At 46.1% G+C, this 23,354-nt stretch carries 20 protein-coding genes and 1 riboswitch; of the genes, 17 read left to right on the top strand and 3 right to left on the bottom strand.

The features are described from left to right. Positions 1-60 precede the first annotated feature (60 nt). The 13 genes from QUA62_RS09320 (at position 61) to QUA62_RS09260 (ending at position 16,160) form a co-directional block, all read left to right on the top strand. Complete coding sequence (locus QUA62_RS09320; RefSeq protein ID WP_333403575.1) at positions 61-780, top strand: energy-coupling factor ABC transporter permease; 720 nt, start codon at positions 61-63, stop codon at positions 778-780. Between the two features lie 3 nt (positions 781-783). Continuing rightward, positions 784-1,116, top strand: coding sequence for an energy-coupling factor ABC transporter substrate-binding protein (locus tag QUA62_RS09315; RefSeq protein ID WP_333403539.1), 333 nt, complete (start codon positions 784-786; stop codon positions 1,114-1,116). Next, positions 1,113-1,913: a cobalt ECF transporter T component CbiQ gene (gene cbiQ, locus QUA62_RS09310; protein ID WP_333403538.1), complete on the top strand. Its 801-nt coding sequence runs from the start codon at positions 1,113-1,115 to the stop codon at positions 1,911-1,913. The genes QUA62_RS09315 and cbiQ overlap by 4 nt, the downstream gene beginning before the upstream one ends. Positions 1,914-2,344: 431 nt before the next feature. After that, complete coding sequence (locus tag QUA62_RS09305) at positions 2,345-3,415, top strand: DUF2207 domain-containing protein (RefSeq protein ID WP_333403537.1); 1,071 nt, start codon at positions 2,345-2,347, stop codon at positions 3,413-3,415. Between the two features lie 554 nt (positions 3,416-3,969). Next, entirely contained in the window at positions 3,970-5,364 is a 1,395-nt protein-coding gene (locus QUA62_RS09300) for an ABC transporter substrate-binding protein (RefSeq protein ID WP_333403536.1), read from the top strand. Between the two features lie 607 nt (positions 5,365-5,971). Then, complete coding sequence (locus tag QUA62_RS09295; RefSeq protein ID WP_333403535.1) at positions 5,972-8,185, top strand: SPFH domain-containing protein; 2,214 nt, start codon at positions 5,972-5,974, stop codon at positions 8,183-8,185. Between the two features lie 502 nt (positions 8,186-8,687). Next, positions 8,688-9,533 carry a M48 family metalloprotease gene (locus tag QUA62_RS09290; protein ID WP_333403534.1) on the top strand — a complete coding sequence of 282 codons (846 nt, stop codon included), beginning with the start codon at positions 8,688-8,690 and terminating at the stop codon, positions 9,531-9,533. A gap of 185 nt (positions 9,534-9,718) precedes the next feature. Beyond that, entirely contained in the window at positions 9,719-10,024 is a 306-nt protein-coding gene (locus QUA62_RS09285) for a DUF1523 family protein (protein WP_333403533.1), read from the top strand. A gap of 90 nt (positions 10,025-10,114) precedes the next feature. Next, positions 10,115-11,512 carry an ABC transporter substrate-binding protein gene (locus QUA62_RS09280; protein ID WP_333403532.1) on the top strand — a complete coding sequence of 466 codons (1,398 nt, stop codon included), beginning with the start codon at positions 10,115-10,117 and terminating at the stop codon, positions 11,510-11,512. 108 nt (positions 11,513-11,620) lie between these two features. Then, positions 11,621-13,036, top strand: coding sequence for an ABC transporter substrate-binding protein (locus QUA62_RS09275; RefSeq protein ID WP_333403531.1), 1,416 nt, complete (start codon positions 11,621-11,623; stop codon positions 13,034-13,036). 410 nt (positions 13,037-13,446) lie between these two features. Continuing rightward, positions 13,447-13,591, top strand: a riboswitch (cobalamin riboswitch). Between the two features lie 96 nt (positions 13,592-13,687). Then, a complete protein-coding gene (locus QUA62_RS09270; RefSeq protein ID WP_333403530.1) occupies positions 13,688-14,188 on the top strand; it encodes a hypothetical protein in 501 nt (166 codons plus the stop codon). Between the two features lie 19 nt (positions 14,189-14,207). Then, on the top strand, positions 14,208-15,074 hold the full coding sequence (locus tag QUA62_RS09265) for a methyltransferase domain-containing protein (protein WP_333403529.1): 867 nt from the start codon (positions 14,208-14,210) through the stop codon (positions 15,072-15,074). A 237-nt stretch (positions 15,075-15,311) separates the two neighbouring features. Beyond that, positions 15,312-16,160: an ABC transporter ATP-binding protein gene (locus tag QUA62_RS09260; protein WP_333403528.1), complete on the top strand. Its 849-nt coding sequence runs from the start codon at positions 15,312-15,314 to the stop codon at positions 16,158-16,160. Positions 16,161-16,365: 205 nt separating this feature from the next. Here QUA62_RS09260 and QUA62_RS09255 read toward each other — a convergent pair whose 3' ends face one another. Then, the gene (locus QUA62_RS09255) at positions 16,366-17,067 is read right to left on the bottom strand and encodes a diacylglycerol/polyprenol kinase family protein (RefSeq protein ID WP_445301648.1); all 702 of its coding nucleotides are present in this window, start codon (positions 17,065-17,067) and stop codon (positions 16,366-16,368) included. 206 nt (positions 17,068-17,273) lie between these two features. Between QUA62_RS09255 and QUA62_RS09250 the strand changes: the two genes are divergently transcribed. Further along, entirely contained in the window at positions 17,274-17,555 is a 282-nt protein-coding gene (locus QUA62_RS09250; protein WP_190733824.1) for an antibiotic biosynthesis monooxygenase, read from the top strand. 53 nt (positions 17,556-17,608) lie between these two features. Continuing rightward, a complete protein-coding gene (locus QUA62_RS09245; RefSeq protein ID WP_190656062.1) occupies positions 17,609-18,115 on the top strand; it encodes a DinB family protein in 507 nt (168 codons plus the stop codon). A gap of 232 nt (positions 18,116-18,347) precedes the next feature. Here QUA62_RS09245 and QUA62_RS09240 read toward each other — a convergent pair whose 3' ends face one another. Together QUA62_RS09240 and QUA62_RS09235 are read right to left on the bottom strand one after the other, a co-directional pair. Then, positions 18,348-19,304, bottom strand: a complete 957-nt coding sequence (locus QUA62_RS09240; protein WP_333403573.1) for a glycosyltransferase — start codon at positions 19,302-19,304, stop codon at positions 18,348-18,350. Positions 19,305-19,425: 121 nt separating this feature from the next. Continuing rightward, positions 19,426-19,896 carry a tetratricopeptide repeat protein gene (locus tag QUA62_RS09235; RefSeq protein ID WP_190656060.1) on the bottom strand — a complete coding sequence of 157 codons (471 nt, stop codon included), beginning with the start codon at positions 19,894-19,896 and terminating at the stop codon, positions 19,426-19,428. 76 nt (positions 19,897-19,972) lie between these two features. Between QUA62_RS09235 and QUA62_RS09230 the strand changes: the two genes are divergently transcribed. Beyond that, positions 19,973-21,316: a glycosyltransferase family 4 protein gene (locus QUA62_RS09230; RefSeq protein WP_333403527.1), complete on the top strand. Its 1,344-nt coding sequence runs from the start codon at positions 19,973-19,975 to the stop codon at positions 21,314-21,316. Between the two features lie 34 nt (positions 21,317-21,350). Then, positions 21,351-23,273: a hypothetical protein gene (locus QUA62_RS09225; RefSeq protein ID WP_333403526.1), complete on the top strand. Its 1,923-nt coding sequence runs from the start codon at positions 21,351-21,353 to the stop codon at positions 23,271-23,273. The last annotated feature ends 81 nt before the right edge of the window (positions 23,274-23,354 follow it).

Raw genomic sequence — 23,354 nt, 5'->3', positions numbered from 1 at the left:
GTCTCATCTGCGAGGTTCAGCGTGAAGGCCAGAAATCGGAAATTGGTCAGCTTGGGATTGATGGCTGGCTTGAGTTGTTATATTGTCCTGGGTTCGGCAACGCCCGCCGCAGCTATGCACATTTCGGAAGGTTTTTTGCCGGTGCAATGGGCTGCATTTTGGTGGATGGTCGCGTTGCCTTTTTTTGCAGTAGGTTTGCGTTCAATTACTCGCATTACAAAAGAACATCCGGAACTTAAACTATTGCTTGCTTTGGCGGGTGCGTTTACTTTTGTGCTTTCTGCTTTAAAAATTCCCTCGGTAACGGGCAGTTGTTCTCACCCGACGGGTACGGGTTTGGGTGCAATTTTGTTCGGCCCTTCGGTGATGGCGGTACTGGGGGCTTTAGTTCTGCTTTTTCAAACGTTACTGTTAGCGCATGGTGGCTTGACAACGCTGGGAGCGAATATGTTTTCGATGGCGATTGTCGGCCCTTTCGCTGCCTATTTTATCTATCAATTGCTGTTGCGAACTGGTAGCCAGCGGGCGGCAATTTTTTGTGCGGCAGCTTTGGCAGATTTACTGACTTATGTGGCGACTTCGATTCAATTAGCCTTAGCTTTTCCGGCAGCAAGTGGCGGTTTTATAGCTTCGTTTCTCAAGTTTGCGGGCATCTTTGCTATCACTCAAGTACCCCTGGCTATCAGTGAGGGATTACTGACTCTATTGGTCTGGAATTGGCTGCATTCTTACGGGAAGCCGGAGCTGGAAACTTTGAAATTATTGAGACAGGAGTCATAAGCCGTGAATCAAAAACCTACAAAAAATTACCAATCTACTTCGCGGCAAAATTTGCTTTTGGCTGGTGCTGTGATTGTTATGGCAGCGTTTCCTCTCGTTTTTGTGCGGGGTGAATATGGCGGTTCCGATGACCAAGCTAAGAAAGCAATTACCGAAATTCAACCGGGTTATAAACCTTGGTTCAATCACTTGTTTGAGCCGGCTAGCGGAGAAATTGCCAGTCTATTGTTTGCGTCTCAAGCGGCGATGGGGGCTGGCGTAGTTGGATACGTCATTGGGTTGTATAAAGGCCGATCGCAATCTCGGCAGCAGTCTGATAATAAATCGTCGGAATGAACCATCAGATTGATAGTCTGGCTTATACAAATCGCTTGCGGGGGTTGCCGCCATCTCACAAGTTATCCTTTGCGATCGCCCTTTTAATTCTGTCTCTAGTTTCTGGGGCGATCGTCCAATTGTCGATCGCCTTTTGGTTAGCAGTCTGGATTGTCGTCTATGCGGGTATTCCGGGGAAACTGTATTTGCGGTTGCTGTCGCTACCGTTGATGTTTTTGCTGACAAGTTTGCCTGCTTTGGCGCTGGGTGCGGTTGCGGGCGATCGTATCCCTGCAATTCAGTGGGATATTTGGCAAGGTTGGGGCATTAGCATCGGCACTTTTTATCTGTATGTGAGCCGCACCGGAATATGCCAAGTGAGCTTGCTATTTGCCCGCGCCTTCGCATCGACAAGCTGTATGTATTTCATCCTCTTAACGGTTCCATTTACCGAAATCTTGCAAATTCTCAGACAATTACGCTGTCCAGAGTTAGTCACAGAACTGCTATTACTAATGTATCGGTTTATTTTTAGCTTATTGGCGATCGCCGATGAACTTTGGATCGCCCAAAACTCGCGCTGTGGCTACCGCACTTGGAAGCGGGGAATGCACAGTTTAAGCATTTTAATCGGGCAATTGCTTCAGCGAACTTTGGAAAACTACCGTCAAGTTTCGCTGAGTTTAGCATCTCGCGGCTTTAATGGAGAACTGCGCGTTTGGAATTCTTATCCTTACAAACCTTCGCGAAGATATACATTTGAGGCCGTGTTTGGTTGCACGGTTTTAACTTTGTTAAGCGCGGTATTTCAACATTAAATTACTCGTTCCCCGGCTCTGCCTATTAGTCCGCCAGGGGTTTCAACCCCTGGCTCAAAGCTAAAGTCCTCTGAAGAGGACTAATGAGTTCTGTCCAGAACTTACGGGGAGCGAAAAACCAGGTTTCTGCGTCAATACTTATCGAAAAAGTGACGATTTTTGGAAGAAACCGGTTTTTTTTGCGTAAGTCCTACTTTCTTCAGTCCTCTTCAGAGGACTTTAGCTTTGAGACAGGGAATTCATTCCCTGTCGGACTATGGAACTACTCGATTGTCCGAATACTGGACTAAACCTATGACTTTTATGAACTTAATTAATGAATTTAATGAATTGACCTTAAAAGAAACCTGTTGAATAATTGTAATCAACAGTTGTCCCGTACAAATTATATGATAAATCAACGACTACTCACGAAAATACTTTATTTCTTAATGACCTCCTTAACCGTCTTTCTGGTCACAGTCACTCAGACCGGGGCCCAACAACTACCGTTTTACTGGGATAACATCAACGTCACAATCGACGTTCAGACCAACGGAGATATGTTAGTTACGGAAAAGCAAAAATATGTGTTCACAGCCGACTACAACACTGAACGATATCGCTATATTCCTTTAGGTAAGGTAGATGAAATTAAAGATGTCACCGTTCAAGAAAATAATCAAATAATTCCGAGTAGCACGGGGATTGAAAACAATGAACTTTGGATTCGTTGGCAACATCAATTAAAAGCGCCAGAATCACATACTTTTGTCATCAAATATCGTGTGGTAGGCGGATTGCAGGTAGATGGTGAGAATACTCTAGTTTATTGGAAAGCCATTGCAGCGGGTCGCAAAGCTCCGATTAATACGGGAAAAGTTACGGTGCAATTACCAGAAGCTTTGTCAGGGAAAGTTCTCTCGTTTACGAATTTTGGTACAGCCGCAGTTCCGCGTCAAGTAGATCCTAAAACATTTGAGTTTGTGGCAAGTCAGCCTATTCCACCCGAACAAGAATTAGAAGTGCAAATCGCATTTCCCCAGGCAATTCTGAATATACCTCAACCTGGTTGGCAACAAACTGGCAACCAATCTCAATCTTCTGCGGGAGAAGAAGGCTTTTCCATAGACCCCAAACCCATTTTTTTTCTAATGTTGTTCGGAGTTTTTCCAGCTTTAGGAATTATCACATCCATTGCAAATCGATGCTGCCCTGAGTGTACAAAGTTCAATCTCAAACGAACTTATAAAGTTTTGATTCCTGCAACTACTAGCCGTTCAGGAAAGCAGCAAGTTACCCATTACTGCGGAAGCTGCTCTTACCATCGCGAGTACGAAGAAGTAATTCCAGTCATTAGCAATAACAGTGGCCGTGGTGGCCGTAGTGGCCGTGGTGGCGGTGGTGGCGGTGGTGGCGGTGGTGGCGGTGGTGGCGGTGGTGGCGGTGGTGGCGGTGGCGGTGGTGGCGGTGGTGGCGGTGGTGGTGGCGGTGGTGGCGGTGGTGGCGGTGGCGGTGGTTAATATCAACGCGACTTACGCATCACAACCAAAGAAACCGGGTTTTTACCGAATCTGTGGGCTGTAAAGAAGTATTGTCGCAAAAAACCCGGTTTCTGAGCACGCGTTGATATATTGATCTTACCCAAATTCAGGACACGGCAGTGCCGTTTCCCTACAAATAATCGGGTGGTGGTTACATTTTTCATGAAGTGCTCATGATTATTTTAGGGTAGGGAAACGGCATTGCCGTGTCCTCTTTTCAACATTTGGTAAAACTTTGAGTCCCTCATTTTGGGGGACAACCGATCGCACTTCCTGCAAAATCATATCATCAATATGACTTTTATGAACATAATGAATGACTTTTATGAATTGACTTTAACAGAAATCTGTTGAATACTTGTTGTAGTAAACGAATTTTCTGTATATTGCAAGAGTAGATTGAAATCTACAGCATATACTAAGTTTATTAAATACCGTAGGAAGTATTGCTAATTCAACTATATATATCACGCGATTGTGTGTGTGCCAAACACATGAAATATGCTGTTATTCAACCCTAGGAGAAACAACTCATGACATCTGATTCCACCAAGGGAAAATTTTCCCCGCCCCCGATCTTCTACATAATTGCAGCACTACTCTTAATTGGAGGAGTTAGCTTGGGCGGTAAAATCCTTAATTCATTGCCTAGCAACTCGATCAAAATCAATACTGATGCTGTTAAAGATTCCATGAGCCAAGGGGAGACTCTATTCTTTCCAAAAGACGGCACTCCTACTAAACTCCAAGCGGCAGAAGCGTTTACAAGTGGCAACTATGCAAGTGCACAAGCATTATTCGATCTATCGCTGCAACAAAAGCCTAACGATCCCGAAGCTTTGATTTACAGCAACAATGCCAAAGCATTCTCGCGCAACCCACTTAAAATTGCGGTTTCTATTCCAGGGAGTACCGATATCAATGGCTCCCGTGAAATTCTGAGAGGCGTGGCTCAAGCTCAACAGGAAATTAATGCGGCTGGCGGTATCAAGGGTCGGTTACTCATGGTTGAAATTGCCAATGACAACAACGATAATAAAACCGCACAAAAAATTGCTGAATCATTAGTCAATGAGTCAAGTATTCTTGGTGTTGTTGGACACTATGCCAGTAGTGTGACGCTAGCCACTGCCGATATCTATAACCAGGGCAAGCTGGTCGCAATTTCTCCAATTAGTACAGCGGTTCAACTGTCAAATAAAAGCCCCTATGTGTTGCGGACAGTACCAAGCGACTATGTTTCAGCTAGGGCGCTGACTGACTATATGCTGCAAACATTGAAGCTGAAAAAAGCGGTTGTTTATTTCAATTCCCAAAGTGAATACAGTAAATCTCTTAAGGGGGAATTTAGCACTGCGATCGCCCTCCAAGGCGGCCAAGTTGTGGGCGAATACGATCTGTCCGATTCGAGCCTCAGCCTCAAAAAAAGTTTAGAAGAAGCTAAACAGCTCGGAGCAGAAGTGATTATGCTAGCCAGCAATACGGATTCGCTCGATCGCGCTTTCCAGGTTGTCCAGGCCAATAATAATCGCTTACCTGTGCTCGGTGGGGATGATGTTTACAGCCCCAAAACCCTAGATGTGACCCGCGAGCAAGGACGCGGCATGGTCATAGCAGTGCCTTGGCACATTCTGGCTGCGGGGTCGGAGAACTTCGCAAAACGATCGCGCAAACTCTGGGGCGGCGATGTTAACTGGCGCACCGCAACTGCCTATGATGCGACTCAAGCTCTCGGCACAGCTTTGCAACCAAATCCCACTCGTGAAGGTGTTTCGGCAACCTTGCACAGTCCATTGTTTACTGCATCGGGAGCTTCTGGCACGATCTCATTTCTGCCATCGGGCGATCGTAATGCTCCTGTGCAGTTGGTAAAAGTGGTCGAAGGTAGTCGTTCCACCTACGGCTATGATTTCACCCCGATTCCCTAGTTTCTCACTGATATTGATTCGACATTTGGTGAATTACCATCTGACAATGTTTGAGTTAATCTGTGCAATTTATAGAGAGGACGATCGTTCTCTCTTAAAGCTTTTCGTTAATGCTAAGATTTGACATTCTAGACAATGGGATGTACAAGATGATGACACTTATAGGGGGAGAAAAATACATGAATTTACCCAAGTTGAGCAATTACTTGTAGTGCACTCATCGCTGTAGCATTATCGGGAAATGGACTTTCAGTTTTAGCAGCAGAAACCCAACCCACCAACAAAACATTTGGTGATTGGTGTCGCGAGTATGCTTCTTTGAATCCAGAAGCTAGACATACTGTGGAAGCCCTTTTGGAAAAAGCAGGGACTACTGAATGCGATGTGGCTAATCAGAAAATATCAACGAGAGTTACGCATCCCAACCTTCATAAACCGGGTTTTTACTGAATCTGTGGATCGCACTTCCTACAAAATTATATTCCAAATATGACTTTTATGAACTTAATTAATGAATTAAATGAATTGACCTTCAAATAAATCTATTGAATACTGATTGTAGTTAACAAGTTTTCAGTACATTTGAGCTTAAAACAGGTTGAAAACTATGAGTAAATTACGTTGGCTTCGCAAACTTCTACCCCTAGCAGTATCTGTAGCAACTACGATCGCAGCAGCAGGAGCGATCGCGCCACCAACTTCTGCTCAAACCAATCCGCCGCCACCCCAATCCCAAGAAGTTCAACCAGCCCAAGAAGAAGGAATTAGCATCCCGATGTGGATCTATCCCGTAGGAGGAATTGTACTAATTTTCATCTTCCTACCTAAGATTGGCTGGATTTTGGGACTGATCGCGATCGGCGAACGAGAAGTGGGAATTGTTACCAAGAAATTTTCTCGCAAAAATTTGCCATCCAGTAGATTGATTGCTCTCGATGGCGAAGCAGGTTTGCAAGCAGATACCCTTCCTCCCGGCTGGCATTTTGGTTATTTTCCCTGGCAATATAGCATTCGCAAAGAACCTGTTGTTGTCGTTCCTCAAGATGAAATTGGTTTAATTGTTGCTAATGACGGAGCCAGCATTCCTGCCGATCGTATTTTAGGTAAAGTCGTCGATTGCGATAATTTTCAAAATGCCCGCAAGTTTCTTACCAGCGGTGGAGAAAAAGGGCGGCAGCTAGCCATCATCACAACAGGTACTTATCGGATCAATACGGCTTTGTTTGAGGTCATTACTTCTGCCAATGCCACTAAAAACGGTATGCAGCCGTCGGACTTGAAAGTATACAAACTTGCTCCCGATCGCGTGGGAATTGCGAACGTGCTAGACGGAACTCCGATTGATGAAGGTGAAATTGCTGGCCCAATAATTCCCGGTCACGACAATTTCCAAAAAGCGCAATCTTTTATCAAGGGTGGCGGGCGCAGAGGGCTGCAAGAACAGGTGATTCTATCGGGTTCTTGGAACCTCAATCCCTGGTTTGTGCAAGTTGAACAAGTAAAAATGACGGAAGTGCCGATCGGCTATGTAGGCGTCGTAATTTCCTATGTGGGAAAATCGCACCAAGATGTAAGCGGCGCCGCTTTTACCCACGGCAATCTCGTCAACAAAGGCGATAAAGGTGTGTGGGTCGAACCGCTTTATCCCGGCAAACATCCCATCAATACAAAAGTGATGAAAGTAGAACTTGTCCCCACTACGGATGTAGTTTTAAACTTCACATCGCGGTTCAGCGGAGAACACGGCTACGACTCCAAGTTAAGTGCTTTAAAATTGCTTTCTTTTGACGGATTTACCTTTGAGTTAGAAGTTTTTCAGATCATTCATGTCGGTACTTTGGATGCACCGAGAGTGATTTCGCGGCAAGGTTCGATGCAGAATCTCATCGACCAAGTGCTGCGTCCAATTGTGGGCAATTATTTCCGCAATTCCGCTCAAGAATATACGATACTCGATTTTCTAATCGCGCGCAGCGAGCGCCAAGCAGAGGCGGCAGAACACGTGCGTCAAGCCCTGCGGGCCTACGATGTGCAGGCTGTGGACACGCTGATCGGTTTGATTTCGCCGCCACCAGAGTTAATGCAAACGCTGACCGATCGCAAAATTGCTCAGGAACAAGAAAAAACTTACGAAGTGCAGCGGATTTCCGAGTCGCAGCGTCAAGAATTGGTGCGCGCAACTGCGATCGCGGACATTCAAAATCAGGTGGTGGCAGCAGAACAAGGGGTGAAAATTGCCCAACTGAGTGCAACTGCTGCGATCGAACACGCAAGCGGTGAAGCAGAAGGGATTCGGCTGATGGGACAAGCAAAAGCGGATGCTTATCAAGTTGGTGTCAACGCCCTCGGTACGCAGAGTTACACGCTGCTGCAACTGATGCAGGCGATCTCAGATGGCAGCGTTCGTGTTGTTCCCGATGTCGCAGTGAATGGTAATGGCGCTAGTGGGGGTTTGCTGGACGGTTTGATGGGCATGATGATGTGGAATCAAACTAGCAAAAATGGAGAAAAGGGAGGAATATTACCTGTACTTAATTTACAGAAATCAGAGCCTGCTCTTGTGGAAGATGCAGCCCAGTTACCAGTAGCAAAGGTGAATTCCGTGAAGCCGATGAAGTCGCCGAAGTCGCCGAAGTCGCCGGATTCTCCTACTCATTCACCAGTTGCTAAGTCTGAGCCTGTTGCTGAGACTGATATTGCTTCGGTATTTGATAAATTGCGGCCCGAATATCCTAATCATTCACCAGTGGGTAAGTTTGAGGATGTTGTTGAGATTGATATTGATTCGGTATTTGGTGAATTACAATTTGACGAGATTTGAGTTAAGTTGTGCAGTTTGTAGAGAGGGCTTAAGTCCTCTCTTAAAGCTTTTATTCAATAAGGACTCTTTGTCCTTACTAATAGAACTTACGCACTGTAACGCAATTAGGTCATCCTGAGCGACAGCCCTTCACTGCGTCGTGCCACGTAAACTCCGGAGCTCAAAGAGGGCCCAGATGCTTCACGATCGCAACGCTCTCCTGAGCTATGCGTTGCATCGGGACTCAGCATGACAGTTGACGGAGCAAGTCCTATATTTGCTTTTCTAGATATTTCAATAATTCTTCAAAATATGACTTTTATGAACTCGAACCTAATGACTTTTATGAAATAACTTAATGAATTATATGAATTGACTTCCACCGAGGGTTTGGTTATGTTAACACTATTCACTTGAAAAGGATTAAATATCAAATCATGAAATAGACATGAAACAACCTCTTCCTGCGATAAATCCGGTATTTAGGGAGTTAGAAACGTAGAAAAAATAGGAGCTATCGGAGATGCTGAATCAAATTAAAACAGTTGCTTTGTTAGGTCTGCTGAGCGCTCTGTTAACTACCATTAGCTATGGAGTAATCGGCGGTACAGGTGGTGCGATTATAGGTATTGTCTTGACCGCTGCGATGAATTTCAGTGCTTGGTATTACTCAGATAAAATTGCGCTAGCGGCTTACGGTGCTCGACCTGTAACTGCTAGCCGATCGCCGAAAATTTACAGCATGGTGGAAAGACTCTGCCAACGCGCGGGTTTGCCCGTTCCAGCAGTGTACGCGATCTCGACTCCGGCTGCCAATGCTTTTGCGACTGGTCGCGACCCGGAACACGCAGCGATCGCTTTTACTGATGGCCTTCTGAATCTGCTGTCAGACGACGAACTCGAAGGGGTGATCGCGCACGAACTCAGCCACATCCAGAACCGCGACACCCTGACGCAAGCGGTAGCAGCTACGGTTGCAGGTGCGATTTCGCTGTTAGCGCAGATGGCTAGCAATGCTATGTGGTTTGGAGTGGGAGGAGGCGATCGCAGCGATCGCAATCCTTTCGGGTTGATTTTAACTGTCATCTTGGCTCCCATTGCTGCTACAGCAATTCAGTTAGCAATTTCGCGCACGCGGGAATTTTCTGCCGATACAAGTGCAGCAAAATTAACTGGAAACCCGCGGGCTTTAGCTAATGCTTTGCAACGCTTAGAAACCAGCGCACGACAAATACCAATTCAAAGCAATCCCGCTTTTGCACCGCTGTTAATTGTCAATTTTTCGGGTGGAGATTGGTATACAAGTCTATTTTCTACTCACCCTTCCACACAGGCGCGAATTAAAAACTTGTTGAAATTAGAACACTAATTGCCAAATTTTGAAGGGGCGTTCTGGAGAATATTATCGACTCACAGCACAAATTAAAGCTTGTCATGCAATCAAATCATATTTTGAATTTATGAGGGCATTTTATGAACCGAAACACTTCTTTTCAACGCAGTAACCCTAGAGCCAATTTTCTGTCTAATTGGTTTTTTCAAAACTCATTTTTAATGTGGGTTGTTGTCTGCAACCTTCCTGTGGCAGTGTTAAACTACACCAACGTGCAAGAACAAGAGGTTCAAGTGATTGATTTGGAAAGTCGGCGATCCGGCGAGTCCAGCGAACTCCGGCTAATTCACACCAACTCCGGCGTGTTTATGAATTCAGACACGTTTTGGTGGTTCAAATTCAACAGTTCCGACGTTCAAAGCAAGCTCATTCAAGCAAAACAATCTGGTAAAAAAGTGCGGATAAAAACTGTTGGTACCCGCATCCCTTTGTTTTCCCAATATCCGAATATATTGGAAATTCATTGAACTGTTTAGATTTTCTCATTCCAGGCAGAGCTGAAAATGCGTACCCGGAGGAAGCTCCTCCAAACAATATCAAAATAACGAGAACAAATCATGTATCCAGATACTAACCAAAGAAAAAGTCCGCCGCCCATTGTTTTTATTATCCTCGGCTTAATTGCGTTTGGCGGATACAAGTTTATTCCCGGTTTATTTCCGGGCAAAAGTTCAGAGACATCGGGGGCGATCGCAAATCGCATCAGTTTAGGAAATCAGATATTGCTGGCATCCCAAACAACAGCAGAAAAAAAAGCCGGCGTTGAAGCTTTTGTCAAGGGAGATTACCAAGCAGCCGTCAAAAATTTTCAGGATTCGCTGCAACAAAATCGCAACGATCCCGAAACCATTATTTATTTGAATAATGCCATTATTTATTTGAATAAGGCTACAGCCAGCAATGGTTCTTCCTTAAAAATTGCTGTCAGCGTCCCCATTGGTAGTAACCCCAATGTCGCCCAAGAAATCCTCCGAGGTGTCGCCCAAGCTCAGGATGAAATCAATACTAGCGGTGGCATCAACGGCGCCAAACTGCAAGTAGAAATTGTCAACGATGACAATAGTCCAGAAGTGGTCAGAGAAGTTGCAAAGACATTGACAAAAGATCAGAATATACTAGCAGTAATTGGACACAATGCTAGCAATGCGTCTCTCGAAGCGGCTCCGATATATCAGCAAGAAAAACTGGTAATGGTGACACCGACGAGCTTTGCCAATAATCTCTCAGGATTTGGCAGCTACATCTTTCGGACAGTCCCCAATATTAGCGTAATGGCAGCTCCCTTAGCAGAATATGTAGTTAAAACAGAACGCCAAACTAATATTGCGGTTTGTTATGACTCCCAAGCACCCGATAACATATCATTTAAAGATGAATTTGTTGCCTCTCTTACTGCTGCTGGAGGCAGATTAGTTCCCACTGTTTGCGACTTTTCGTTACCCTCTTTTAATCCCGACAATGCCCTCGCCGATGCTGTCAGCAAAGGTGCACAAGGATTGATGCTAGCACCCCACATCGATCGCATTGACCGTGCCATCTCTCTGGCTCGCAGCAATCGAGGCAAATTGCCACTCTACGGCAGCACTACGCTCTACACCTTTCAAACTTTAAAAGACGGACAACAAGACGTTAACGGCTTAGTATTGCCCGTTCCCTGGCATCCAGAAACTAATCCCGGCAGCCCTTTCCCCGAAAATGCCCGTCGGCGGTGGGGAGGAATTGTGAATTGGCGAACAGCAACGAGTTTTGATGCGACTCAAGCTGTGATCGCTGGCTTGCGGCAAAGCAATACGCGGGAAGGATTGCAACAAGCACTCAGAAATGCGAGTTTTTCGACACCAGGATCGAGCGAGGAGGTGAAGTTTTTGCCCACGGGCGATCGGGCTGGTAAGCCGATTTTAGTACAAGTTAAACAAGGAGGAAGCACTGGCTATAACTTTGTCCCGCTGCGGTAAGTTTGCTTTCGTGCGATCAAACTAATTATTCTTGTTCCCAGCCTCTGCCAGGGAATGCGTACCCGGAGGAAGAGCCTCCAAACAATATCAAAATAAGGAGAACAAATCATGTATCAAGATACTAACAAAAGAAAAAGTCCGCCACCCATTGTTTTTATAATCATTTTCGGCTTAATTGGGTTTGGCGCATACAAGTTCCTTCCCGGTTTATTCGCATCCAAAAGTTCAGATACACCTACATCGGGAACGAGTCCATCGGGAACGAGTCCATCGGGTGCGATCGCAACTCGCATGAGTTTAGGAAATCAGATATTGCTGACATCGCAAACAACAGCCGAAAAGCAAGCAGGCGTTACAGCTTTTGCCAAAGGAGATTACAAAGAAGCTGTTCAAAAATTTCAGGCTTCGCTGCAACAAAATCGCAACGATCCGGAAACGGTAATCTATTTGAATAATGCGAGAGTAAGCGATCGCACTTCTCTGAAAATTGCCGTCAGCGTGCCGAGCGGCAGCAACCCCAACATCGCCCAAGAAATCCTCCGAGGTGTCGCCCAAGCTCAAGATGAAATCAACACTAGGGGAGGAATTAACGGTGCCGGTTTGCAAGTTGAAATTGTCAATGACAACAACCGTCCAGAAGTTGCACGAGAAGTTGCAGCAGCATTAGCAAATGACCCGAAAATTCTAGCGGTAATCGGACACAATGACAGCACTGCGTCTTTAGCTGCCGCTCCAATTTATCAGGAAAAGAAACTGGTGATGATCACACCTACCAGCAGTACGAATAATTTGTCAGGTTTGGGCAGCTATATTTTTCGGACAGTCCCCAATAGTCGATCGATGACTGCTCCTTTAGCAGAGTATATCGTCAAACAAGTCGGCAAAAGCAATATTGCCTTCTGCTACGACTCTCAAGCTGCTGGCAAAGCTTCGTTTAAGGATGAATTTATTGCCTCTCTTTCAGCATCAGGTGGCAGATTAGTTCCTATTGTCTGCGACTTGTCAGCGCCGACATTTAATCCTAACACTGCGATCGCGGATGCTGTTAGCCAAGGTGCACAAGGATTGATGGTAGCATCCCACGTCGATCGCATCGATCGCGCGATCGATCTAGCGCGTGCAAATCAAGGCAAATTAGCGCTTTACAGCAATTCCACTCTTTACACCTTTCAAACGCTAAAAGACGGGCAAAAAGACGTTGACGGGCTTGTTTTGCCTGTTCCGTGGCATCCTGGAACTAATCCCAACAATCCATTTCCTAAAAATGCCCGCCAGCGTTGGGGAGGAGTAGTAAATTGGCGAACCGCAACGAGTTTTGACGCGACTCAAGCTGTCATCGCTGGCTTGGGGCAAAGCAATACGCGGGAAGGGTTGCAACAAGCACTCAGAAATCCGAATTTCTCGGCAGCAGGATCGAGCGAGGATGTGAAGTTTTTGCCCACGGGCGATCGGGCTGGTAAGCCGATTTTAGTGGAAGTTAAACAAGGAGGAAGCACTGGCTATAACTTTGTCCCGCTGCGGTAAGTTTGTTAAGTGCGATCGGGCAGGATGCCCACTTCCCAATCAAATTAACTCTTTGTGGAACAGGTATATTGCCTTTTTTTTAGCATGATTAAACTCGAATTTTATGTTTAATTAACATGATTGTTAAGAGAAAATAAAAGGGGGAAATTTAAAGGAGAGCGTTGTATATAATCGCGCCCGTTGAAACCCCAACCTACACGGCTGAAAAATATCTATAAGCTGAAGTAAATTCTCAGGATCGGCATGAATTTATCCAGGTAAAAATTGTTCCGATGACTGGCGACACACCGAATCACAATATAGACTTGAAAAGGAAGTCTTGGGCCGGCAGGATGCCTAACCCCTACTCCCCACAAGAATTGTTGCAGATGTCCGATCGCTTTTTTGTCAAATATCCCAAATAGTGGTAATATCCCCGTATATCGATCGGCTCTGATGGAGAACAGCCATCAGACGCAAGGGGGAAAGTTCGGTGCGAATCCGGCGCTGTCCCGCAACTGTAATGAGATCATTGGATCTCTGAGTCAGGATGCCCGCCGATTTGTTTACCTGTTGTTTTTCATCTGCGAGGTATGGATGATGGTGAGTTTATTATTTTTTTAATTATTGGATTGGGGTTTTTTAACCGCAGATATCAGCAGATAAACACAGATGAACGCTGATGTAATTCGAGCTGTGTTCGGAAGCGTATATTATTTTAAGGGAAAAGAAATGCGAATTGAAGATAGTGTTTGGCAGGGTAGTTTTGGCTACTGGCAAAACTTGTTTATTCACCAGAATATTTTGCCGATCGGACATACTGCTTGGAATGGCTTTTTGCATCGAGGACGGGGCTTGGTTGCTTGCAAAATCAATACTCCCATTAACGGCTCTGTGAATTGGAGCGTAGATACTATAAAGTACGATCTGCAATTTATTTCCGACTTGGAGGCAACCGTTTATTTGCAACAACTAGAAATAGAGGAGAACACTGTTTCAAATCTGCTCCAAATCATTGCTGGCTACCAACCCAAGGAAGCAATTATATTTTTGTCCATCGCCAACGGTCAGATTGATATCAATTTGTTGCAAAAATTGGCAATTTCTCCTGTTGAGTGCTATGAACAAGTATGCAAGCGCTGGGAAGAATTTCAACTCTGCCCGAAATCCTAAAACTTACTAAATTTTCCGAATGTCGCAGCCAAAATCCATCGAAATCTCCAAGGTAACTCGCTACCAAAATGCAGCGCTTAATTACTATTTGGGCCTGACAGATTCGCCCTACCTTCACTACGGCTATTGGGAAACCCTACCTGTGCCCGCTGACGAACTAACGATCGCACGATTGCGCCTCGCTCAGCAAGCTTATACTGTAAAACTGTTGGATGCTATCCCCAAAGGCACTCATACGATACTCGATGTGGGCTGTGGGATTGGCGGAAATGCGGCTTATTTGCTCGATCGAGGTTTTGCAGTCGAAGGGCTCGCACCGGATCCGTTTCAACAGCAGCGCTTTCTCCAGTGTACTGGCGATCGGGCAATCTTCCACCTCACGAGGTTTGAAGACTTCAAAGCAACCCATTTCTACGATCTTATTCTCTTTAGCGAAAGTAGCCAGTATATGTCGGCTGTTGATATTGCTAACGGTGCCGCCAAAATCCTCAATCAGGGCGGCTACGTTTTGCTGGCTGATATGCTGCGCTCTGATGCTAATTATAAAGAGGGAATGTTCTCTAATTGTCATGTTGTTACGGAACTTCATGCAGCATTAAAGCTGGCTGGATTCACTTTAGTAAAAAGTGAGGATATTTCCGCCCATATTTTGCCGACTATCGATTTGTATGTCGATACTTTCCGCCGATATGGACTAAATACAATGATCTATGTTGCCGATTTGATTGCGATCACAGTTCCCCCCGTACACAAATTCCTGCGCTGGATATTTCGCCGCTGGTTCAAGAAGTTGGTGGTTGAAGGATTGGAAGCGGGCAAACTTTTTGAGCAACATCTCTGTTATGAAATGCAACTTTGGCAGTTGTCAAAATCAGATGAAGGCTGACACAAATATAGCAATCCTAAATCATTTGTGAATTTCTTACTCCCTCCCCTTGATAAGGGGAGGGTTGGGGTGGGGTAAAAAGTTTACGACTCCTGCAAGGATTGCTATACAATGGAAATCGGTAATCGGTAATTGGTAATCATTCATCGGTAATGGGTAATTGGAGGCTATGCCTCCGGGTATTTATTCCCCGGCAGAGCCTGGGAACAAGGCTATAAAAAATAAAAAATAACGAATATGTCTGAATGGATTCTCGAATTCGCTGGCACTTCCTACTCCTATCCCTGCGGTTCGCGATCGGCAATTCATGATTTAAACCTCAAAGTCCCCGCCGGGAAACGCTGCGGGCTCATCGGTCAAAATGGCTGTGGCAAAACTACCTTTTTTCTGTTAGCAAATGGCTTATATCAACCCCAACAGGGAATCATTAGCTGGCGAGGTGAACCCTTTCGCTACGATCGCAAATCTTTGATGCAACTGCGCCAACAAATCGGACTCGTCTTTCAAAATCCCGAACATCAATTAGTAGCTTCGACGGTAGAAGAAGATATCTCCTACGGATTGTACAATTTAGGCTTAAGAGAATCCGAAATTGCTCAACAGGTGCAGCAGGCGATCGAGCAATTCGATCTAAGCGAACTCGCCCGCGAACCAATTCACAATCTCAGTTTGGGCCAGAAAAAGCGGGTTTCCATCGCCGATATCATGGTTCTCAAGCCCAAACTGCTGCTGCTAGATGAACCTACCGCCTATCTCGATCCGCGTCACACCCGACAACTGATCGGTTTACTTCAACAAATTCACAGCGCTGGAACCACCATCCTTTTAGCAAGTCACGACCTCGATTTCATCTACCGCTGGGCGGATTGGGTGTTTGTAATGGATCGAGGAAAACTGATTTTAGAAGGAACACCGGAAACCGTTTTTGCTCAGCGGGATGTCTTGGAACAATTGCAGCTTGGCGTACCGCTGGCGATCGAGCTTATGGAGCAAATCAGGGCGATGTTTCCAACAGACGATCGCTCAAAAATCCCCGCTTTCGAGCAATGGCAACAACAAATTTTACAAGCACGTCGGCTGCTTTAACGAGACTTAGACCATTGATAATTGGCCTTGCTGATTCACGGTATGAATTACCTTTTCGCTTGAAGTTACAAAACTCACCCTCAAGCGGGCTTATAGCAATTAGGAAATCTTTAATTCATACCTCTATTCCGCAAGGCAGTTTATAGCAGCGAAATCTTGAATTCATACCTGTATCCAGCAACGCCCCCGTGGGGGGAAGTTCAGATTACACATTACCAATTATCAAAAATTGATTTAGGAAAAAGGCGATCGCCCCACTGGCGATGGGCACAGTCAGATTGTCAATTCCCAGCTTGGAAACCGACTCCAAAGTAGCAGCCGCCAAAGCTACAACAGCAGACACAGCCCAAGTTTGCCAAATATTGCCTTGAACCGTCAGCAAAATCAAACTGCTAACAGCAAAACTCACCAAATACATAGTTGCAGAACCTTCCCAACTCTTCTGTATTCCCCAAACTCGATAAATATGTTTGCCGTATTTCTGGCCGATGACAGCAGCCAATCCGTCGCCCCAAGTCATGACTAAAATGCCCAAAGCAGCGTACTCCTGATGCTGTAGCGGCCAAAACCAAGCCACGAGAACGCTAATACTAACAGCATAGAAAAAAGTCCCCAAACTCTTCCGGTTGATACTGTTAAGACTGGGCAAAATCGGAACTTGGTAAGAAATTAGGGCGATCGCACCTGCTAAAACCCCCGCCGAAATCCCCACCCAACCGGGTATTTCCAGCCACCACGCCAGCAAAATCACATTTCCAGTACCGATGTGCACCACCTTCCGCGATACTTCAGGATCGACAGAAGTAAAGCGATTTAACCCTTCAGCTACCAGTAAAATCAAACCCAACCAGACTCCCACGAGGGAAATTTGCAACCACACAGTCGGAATTTCAGAAAATATAGACACGATATTTAGGAAAAACTTATTTACATCAGGCACTCTTTACTACTTTAGTGGAAAGCGCGATCGCTCTGTTCGGTGTTGGGAGGATTTTCAACCGTCGCTACGGTATAATTTACTCGCTCTCCTGTGGTCGGTTTTGGAGACAAGGTGAGTTAGTCTAATAAAATTAGTCGTTTGAAGTTTTGAGAGGCTCAGAGAATCTGATTACTATGCAGTATGTCTTAATTATTCATGAAGTAGAAAATTATGAAGCTTGGAAACAGGTATTCGATCGTGCTGAAAGCATCCGAAAAGAAGCGGGCGAGCGCTCCTATCAAGTCTTGAAGTATGACAATGAACCAAACAAAATTGTTCATTTCTCCGCCTGGACATCAATCGCAGATGCTAGGGCGTTTTTTGAGTCGCCTAGACTGGTTAAAATTCGAGAAGAAGCCGGAGTTAAAGCTCCTGAATTTATTTATCTAGACCAATTAGAGTCAGGAGTATTGTGAAAGACCTATTTGTATAATGTAAGTTGTTCAAACTATGTGATTATGTTTTGAGTATGTACGACGGTAGCTACTACCAGCTAATGGCTGAGTACAATTGCTGGATGAACCAAAATCTATATTCGGTCTGCTCGGCAATTCCTGATGAACAGCGCAAACAGGATATGGGTGCCTTTTTTAAGTCGATTCATGGCACTTTGAATCACTTACTGTATGGTGACAAAGCATGGATGGGTCGTTTCACTCTTCACCCATTTTCTGGTACCGTTATCGGTCAAGAACTGTATGCTGACTTTGAGGTTTTGAGAGCAGAACGGGAGACAACGGATCGGCAAATTATAGAATGGTCTAGACACCTTAATTCTGACTGGTTGAGTCAACCGTTTGAGTACACAAGCAATGTAGATGGTAAATGCCGCGTGCTACCGACTTGGGTTCTGGTGACACATATGTTCAATCATCAAACTCACCATAGAGGGCAAATTACCACACTACTCAAACAACTTGGCTACGACCCAGGCGTTACAGATATTCCGTGGCTACCCGCTATATCAATCGGATAATTTCTGGTTGTAAACCGACACGGCAGAAAACTCGGCGGTTAAAACCTCGTCTACACTTGCCTCTCGTCCCAGTAGAGGGGGACTCAAGAAAATCAAGAATTTAAACTTGTTTCGATGGGTTTTGTCTGTATAAACGTGATTTTAACCCCCGACTTTTCAACCCTTGCCTTGTGAGTTTTGTGTGTATAGACGCGGTTTCCACCGCCGCGTATTCTGTAGAAATCCTACGCCTTCACAACTCCCCTTTTACCAACTCCCGCACCGCAGCAAAAGCCCTCCTCCGCCACTCGACGGGCAGCAGCGACAATCCCAAACCAACCCACATTTTCGCCTCAGAAACAGACTTTCCAGCCCGCACCATCAGGCGCCCTTTTGCAGTTTCACCCACCTCAATCAGTCGCAAACCTAGCGCTAATTGAGTTTCTGCAATCCTTTGGAGCCTGACTGTTTCCAGCTTGTCGGAATCAAACTCGTAGCCGATCAAATAGCGCAATTTATCGCTTAAATACGGAATTGCCCGATCGACTCCTTGCTGTCCTGTATGAACTCGATACTCCATCAACAGCTCAGGCAAGTAATAGCATTTTTTGCCCGCAATCGCAAGTCTCACAAACAAATCGTTATCTTCGCAATTTTGCAAATTCGGCCGCAGAAATCCCACTTCTTCCAGGGCGCGGCGGCGAAACAAAGTTGCCCCTATTTGCAAACTTTGTCTCAGAAAAACTGTGGAAAGCAAATCTTCAATAATTCCAGCCGACAACTCGGTGCGGCCCCACCGCTGCGAATTGAGTTTCGTCTGCTTTTCGTCAATATAATTGTTAATGTCGATCACCCAGTGATCTGTACTGACAAAATCGATGCTGGGGTCTTTATCTAAAATAGCAGATGTCCGCTCTAGAAATTGCGCGCTCAGGCGATCGTCATCGTCAAACTTGATAAAATACTCACCCCTTGCTGCCGCAAAGCCCGATCGCATATTATTACTCTTGCCGATATTCTGCGGGTGGCGAATGTAGCGAATCCCGCGATCGACAAATTCCGACATCAACAGTGGAGTGCTGTCAGTGGAACCGTCATCACAGATAATTAATTCAAAATCTGTATAAGTTTGATCTAGCACGCTGGCGATCGCACAAGCCAGTAGATGCACTCGATTGCAAGTAGGAATGCAAACGCTAATTTTCGGCACTAACTTAGACAATTTGAGATTTGAGATTTAAGATTGCGAAAAAATTCTGAAACCATTGATTTTCTTCCTTCTTCCTTCTTCCTTCTTCCTTCTTCCTTATTTCTTCACTCCACAGTTGATTTTAACTCAAACGAGCCGTACATTCGAGAATTAACTTTTGATTCACCAAAGCAAACGGTTGAATTTCCAAAGCGCGACGAAAAGCTTGAATAGCATTTATGTATTCTCCCAACGCAGCGTAGCACAAACCCAGACCGTGCAACGCCCCAAAATGCACCGGGTTCAGTTTGAGGACGATTTCGCAGTCGTCGATCGACTTTTTATAATTTCCTTGGGTATAGTGAAGTACGGCGCGCCGGTTCCAAGCTTCAGCAAAATCCGGCGCTTCCGCAATCAGTTTCGTCAGCAAATCCAAAGCGTGGTGAACATCGCCTGCATCCAGCGAAACTTGCGATCGCCTGAGAATTTGCATCCCATACTCACCCTTCTGGTTAAACCAAGTGCGCCAGAGTTCTGTAGTTGCCCGATCGCGCACGCTTTCGTCGGACTTTTTCAAGTCTTCGAGCAGCGCCTTAACAGATAATTCGTCCATAGGTGCGAAGATTGTTAAAAAGATTTAATCAATCAATTTTATCGCGCAAGCGGCAACTTTATTTATTCCACATCCCATGAAGATTTTGATGCTTTCCTCGACTTTTCCCTATCCGCCAAGCCGCGGAGGAACTCAGGTGAGGACGTTTAATTTATTACAATACTTGAGCCAGCGGCATGAGGTAATTCTCGGCACTGTGCGATCGCCCGATGTCACCGACGCACAAATCGACGCATTGCGCCAGCAAGTCACAGAATTAGCAGTTTTTCCCAACCCGCAAGTACCCCCCCAACCCCCCCTTGCCAAGGGGGGGCTAACTCTGCACCAGGGGCTTGAGGAGGGCTTCTTTCCTCCCCCCCTTAACAAGGGGGGAACTGAGGGGGAGTTCTCTAAAATAATAGGAAAATTCCACAGATTTGGTCGATTTTTGCAGTCGGGTACACCTCCCAACGTACTCTCAAGCTACTCCCAAGCAATGCAGAATTGGGCAGACGAATTGGTAACAGCAGGCAAATGCGATGCTGTTACCTGCGAGCACAGCGTTAATGAGATTTACGTGCGTCCAGAATGGCGGCAAAAACTGCTGACAGTGGCAAACATTCACAGTTCCGTTTGGGGAACTTGCAGGGAAATGTTAGCAACCGGCACGTCGGAAAAACCCCTGCGCGATCGACTAAATTTACCGCTACTCGCCCGCTACGAAAAACGCTACTGTTCCAAATTCTCTCGCATTGTTGCGACAACATCCACAGACAGAGAGCAACTCCTAGAATTACTGTTGCCTCCGGTTCAGGTGCGAGGAAAACAAGATTTTTTTGTACCTTCCATAGATGTAATTCCTAACGGCGTGGATTTAACCCAATTTCCGTACCGGTCGATCGATCCGGGAGGACACACCTTAATTTTTGCAGGCGCAATGAACAATTTGCCCAATATTGACGCGGCGCGGTTTCTCAGTTTGCAAATACTGCCGCCTTTGCAGCAGCGGTATCCTGATGTCACCCTCACCCTAGTCGGGGCTTCCCCAGTCCCGGAAGTGCTCGCCTTGGGGAAACTCCCGGGAATTCAAGTAGTAGGCCGGGTGCAAAGGGTGGCAGAATATTTGCATCAAGCTGCTGTTTGTGTGGTGCCGATGCGGATTGGGTTTGGGATTAAAAATAAAACTTTGGAGGCGATGGCTGCGGGAACCCCCGTCGTTGCCAGCGATCGAGGTTTGGAGGGTTTAGCCGTCGATGGCGGCCCACAACCGAGAATGGCCTTGCGGGCGAACAAAGTTCACGAGTATGTTGAGGCGATTACCAGTTTGTTTGAAAATCAGCAGCTAAGACAGGATCTCTCTGTCAGCGCGCGATCGCTCGTGGAAAGCCAATACACTTGGGATATCATAGGTCGGCAGTACGATCGGCTATTGCAATTTTAAACCCTAAATTCTAAAATCTAAATTCTAAAATGGGATGATGGAACACAAAATTAACCCCTCAAAAAATCGAGCCTTACCCCCAGAAAATCGAAAAGTTGCTCCTCCTCCGACAAGACGCCGGCGCCAAACCCGACGCCCCAAAAATCTTCAAGAGTCCCAGCTTCTAATACCTACTCCCCGAACTCGGGCGAGATATCCCTGGAAAAGACTGGTAGCTAATTTGACAGCCCTCAGCGTCTTGGCTGGCTGTGCAGCTTTGATGGGAGGCGGCGCTTGGCTGAGTTATCAGCTAATTGTCGATCCCAATGGCAACAAGTTGATCTCTCAGTTTGTGCCGGAATGGTCGCGCCTGCCTACAGGTAGCAGAAATTCGATCCAAACTCTCGATCAAATCAAAGCCAGCGTCCGCAAATTGGGATTTGTAACCGGAGAACCCCTGCCGCTTCCCGTCGATCAATCCCGCGATAATTCTATTTCCGATTTGCTATTGCCAGTGATGGTAGAAAGAACGGTTAAGGCTTCTACGGTTTGCACAAATCCTTGCCGCCAAATTCTCGAACTTCGGGTGTACAAGCGAGTACAGTTGCCCGATCGCAGTTCCGATAAAGAGCAGTATTTTCAGTTAGCAAGTTCTGTGAACGTAGAAGGCCCGGCGGAATCTTTTGTCATTGCTTCTTTACCTGACTCTACATCTGACAATCAAGCCTCGAATCAGTCGCTACCCCTAACACAACTGCGCCGCTTTGACGGAAAGCCCCCCGCCTCGGGCATTTGGTTTAATGTCAGCGGTCAACTAAAGCGGGGCGACAAGAAAATTCCCTACGGACAAGTCGTTCGCTACAACCCCAGCCAAAATCATTTAATGCCACTGTTGGAGTGGGCCAGTGCGGCCGGACAACCGCCGAATTGGCAGCAAATTGTTAAGGGCGAAAACCCGCAGTTGGCGATCGACCAAACAGTTGGTTTAGAGCCGCAATTTACCCTGTATCAAATTGGCCCGCGCAAATTTTTGCCGAACCCCGTTCAGTTAACGGCGATTTCTTTAGAAGAAATTGCTTTCAATGACGAGACTTACAAAAATGGGCTGCGGCTGGCGAAAAGCGGGCTGTGGTCTCCAGCATTAAATGTCATGCGTGTGGCGAAGGGGAAAGCTGGCAAAAATTGGCCTGCTGTCGCGCAAGCTCAGCTAGAAACGATCGAATTTCACGCTAAAATTACTCGGGCTCAGGCGATCGCATCTTGGGCCAGTCCCGGTCAACAAGTTCTCGCAGAATTGATCGACGGCCGCTGGGCCGAAGCTTTGCAAGTATTTGAAGCCGATCCGAGCAACAGTAACGAAATAGCCACAACCCTCAAAAATGACAGCGGGCGGATCTGGAACCGCATAGACGCCGCCTTGAGAGTGAATGCCGCTGACGCCGATGTCAAGGCTTGGGGTGCTCTGATTGTAGCTTCTCAAGACGGAGCTCGCGAGGCGATGAATTGGCTCGACCAGCAATCAGATACTGACAGCGAAACAAGAAGTCGAATTCGGAATTTAGTCAACAAACTTCAGGAAGCAGTTTCTCAGGCTGAAAGTTTAGAAGCCCACAAAAGTCAAATTATGGGTTCTGCTACTTTAATTAGCAGTGTCAATCCCGCTGAGTGGCTGGAACCCGAACCGAACAACGAGTTAAAATTGGCGGGAGAACAAGTTTGGTATCAGGTGCAAGTAGCGAGTTTTTACGACGGTAGCCGCTGGGTTAATTCACCCTTTTCAGATGTAGAAGTGCGCTCTTTTCCTGCTACTCAAGTTAAGTGGCTCTGGGGGCGGCTGGGATTACTGGCTGACCCCAAGATTAAGATTGAGGTAGCGATGGCTAACGGTCAACAAAGAGTTGCTGTGGGAACGGTGAAAGCAGTGCAGGTTCAAGACGGAAGTCTGCGCTTGCTGGCGGCGGTTGACAAGCGATCGTAATCTGGCCGAAAGCATTCGGCAGATAGAACAGTCCCGGAGGCACTCTTGACACAAAGAAACCGGGTTTTTTTACCATTTCTG

This window comes from Microcoleus sp. MON1_C1 (genome assembly GCF_036701945.1).
GTDB lineage: Bacteria > Cyanobacteriota > Cyanobacteriia > Cyanobacteriales > Microcoleaceae > Microcoleus.
Note: the sequence above shows the minus strand (reverse complement) of the source record. Positions and strands in the feature narration are given on the sequence as shown.

Coding starts and splice junctions, on each gene's coding strand:
- QUA62_RS09245 (WP_190656062.1), top strand. CDS start 17,609: ATGTACGACGGTAGCTACTACCAGCTAATGGCTGAGTACAATTGCTGG.
- QUA62_RS09300 (WP_333403536.1), top strand. CDS start 3,970: ATGACATCTGATTCCACCAAGGGAAAATTTTCCCCGCCCCCGATCTTC.
- QUA62_RS09275 (WP_333403531.1), top strand. CDS start 11,621: ATGTATCAAGATACTAACAAAAGAAAAAGTCCGCCACCCATTGTTTTT.
- QUA62_RS09305 (WP_333403537.1), top strand. CDS start 2,345: ATGACCTCCTTAACCGTCTTTCTGGTCACAGTCACTCAGACCGGGGCC.
- QUA62_RS09320 (WP_333403575.1), top strand. CDS start 61: ATGGCTGGCTTGAGTTGTTATATTGTCCTGGGTTCGGCAACGCCCGCC.
- QUA62_RS09250 (WP_190733824.1), top strand. CDS start 17,274: ATGCAGTATGTCTTAATTATTCATGAAGTAGAAAATTATGAAGCTTGG.
- cbiQ (WP_333403538.1), top strand. CDS start 1,113: ATGAACCATCAGATTGATAGTCTGGCTTATACAAATCGCTTGCGGGGG.
- QUA62_RS09225 (WP_333403526.1), top strand. CDS start 21,351: ATGATGGAACACAAAATTAACCCCTCAAAAAATCGAGCCTTACCCCCA.
- QUA62_RS09260 (WP_333403528.1), top strand. CDS start 15,312: ATGTCTGAATGGATTCTCGAATTCGCTGGCACTTCCTACTCCTATCCC.
- QUA62_RS09235 (WP_190656060.1), bottom strand. CDS start 19,896: ATGGACGAATTATCTGTTAAGGCGCTGCTCGAAGACTTGAAAAAGTCC.
- QUA62_RS09230 (WP_333403527.1), top strand. CDS start 19,973: ATGAAGATTTTGATGCTTTCCTCGACTTTTCCCTATCCGCCAAGCCGC.
- QUA62_RS09295 (WP_333403535.1), top strand. CDS start 5,972: ATGAGTAAATTACGTTGGCTTCGCAAACTTCTACCCCTAGCAGTATCT.
- QUA62_RS09285 (WP_333403533.1), top strand. CDS start 9,719: ATGTGGGTTGTTGTCTGCAACCTTCCTGTGGCAGTGTTAAACTACACC.
- QUA62_RS09265 (WP_333403529.1), top strand. CDS start 14,208: ATGTCGCAGCCAAAATCCATCGAAATCTCCAAGGTAACTCGCTACCAA.
- QUA62_RS09280 (WP_333403532.1), top strand. CDS start 10,115: ATGTATCCAGATACTAACCAAAGAAAAAGTCCGCCGCCCATTGTTTTT.
- QUA62_RS09270 (WP_333403530.1), top strand. CDS start 13,688: ATGAACGCTGATGTAATTCGAGCTGTGTTCGGAAGCGTATATTATTTT.
- QUA62_RS09290 (WP_333403534.1), top strand. CDS start 8,688: ATGCTGAATCAAATTAAAACAGTTGCTTTGTTAGGTCTGCTGAGCGCT.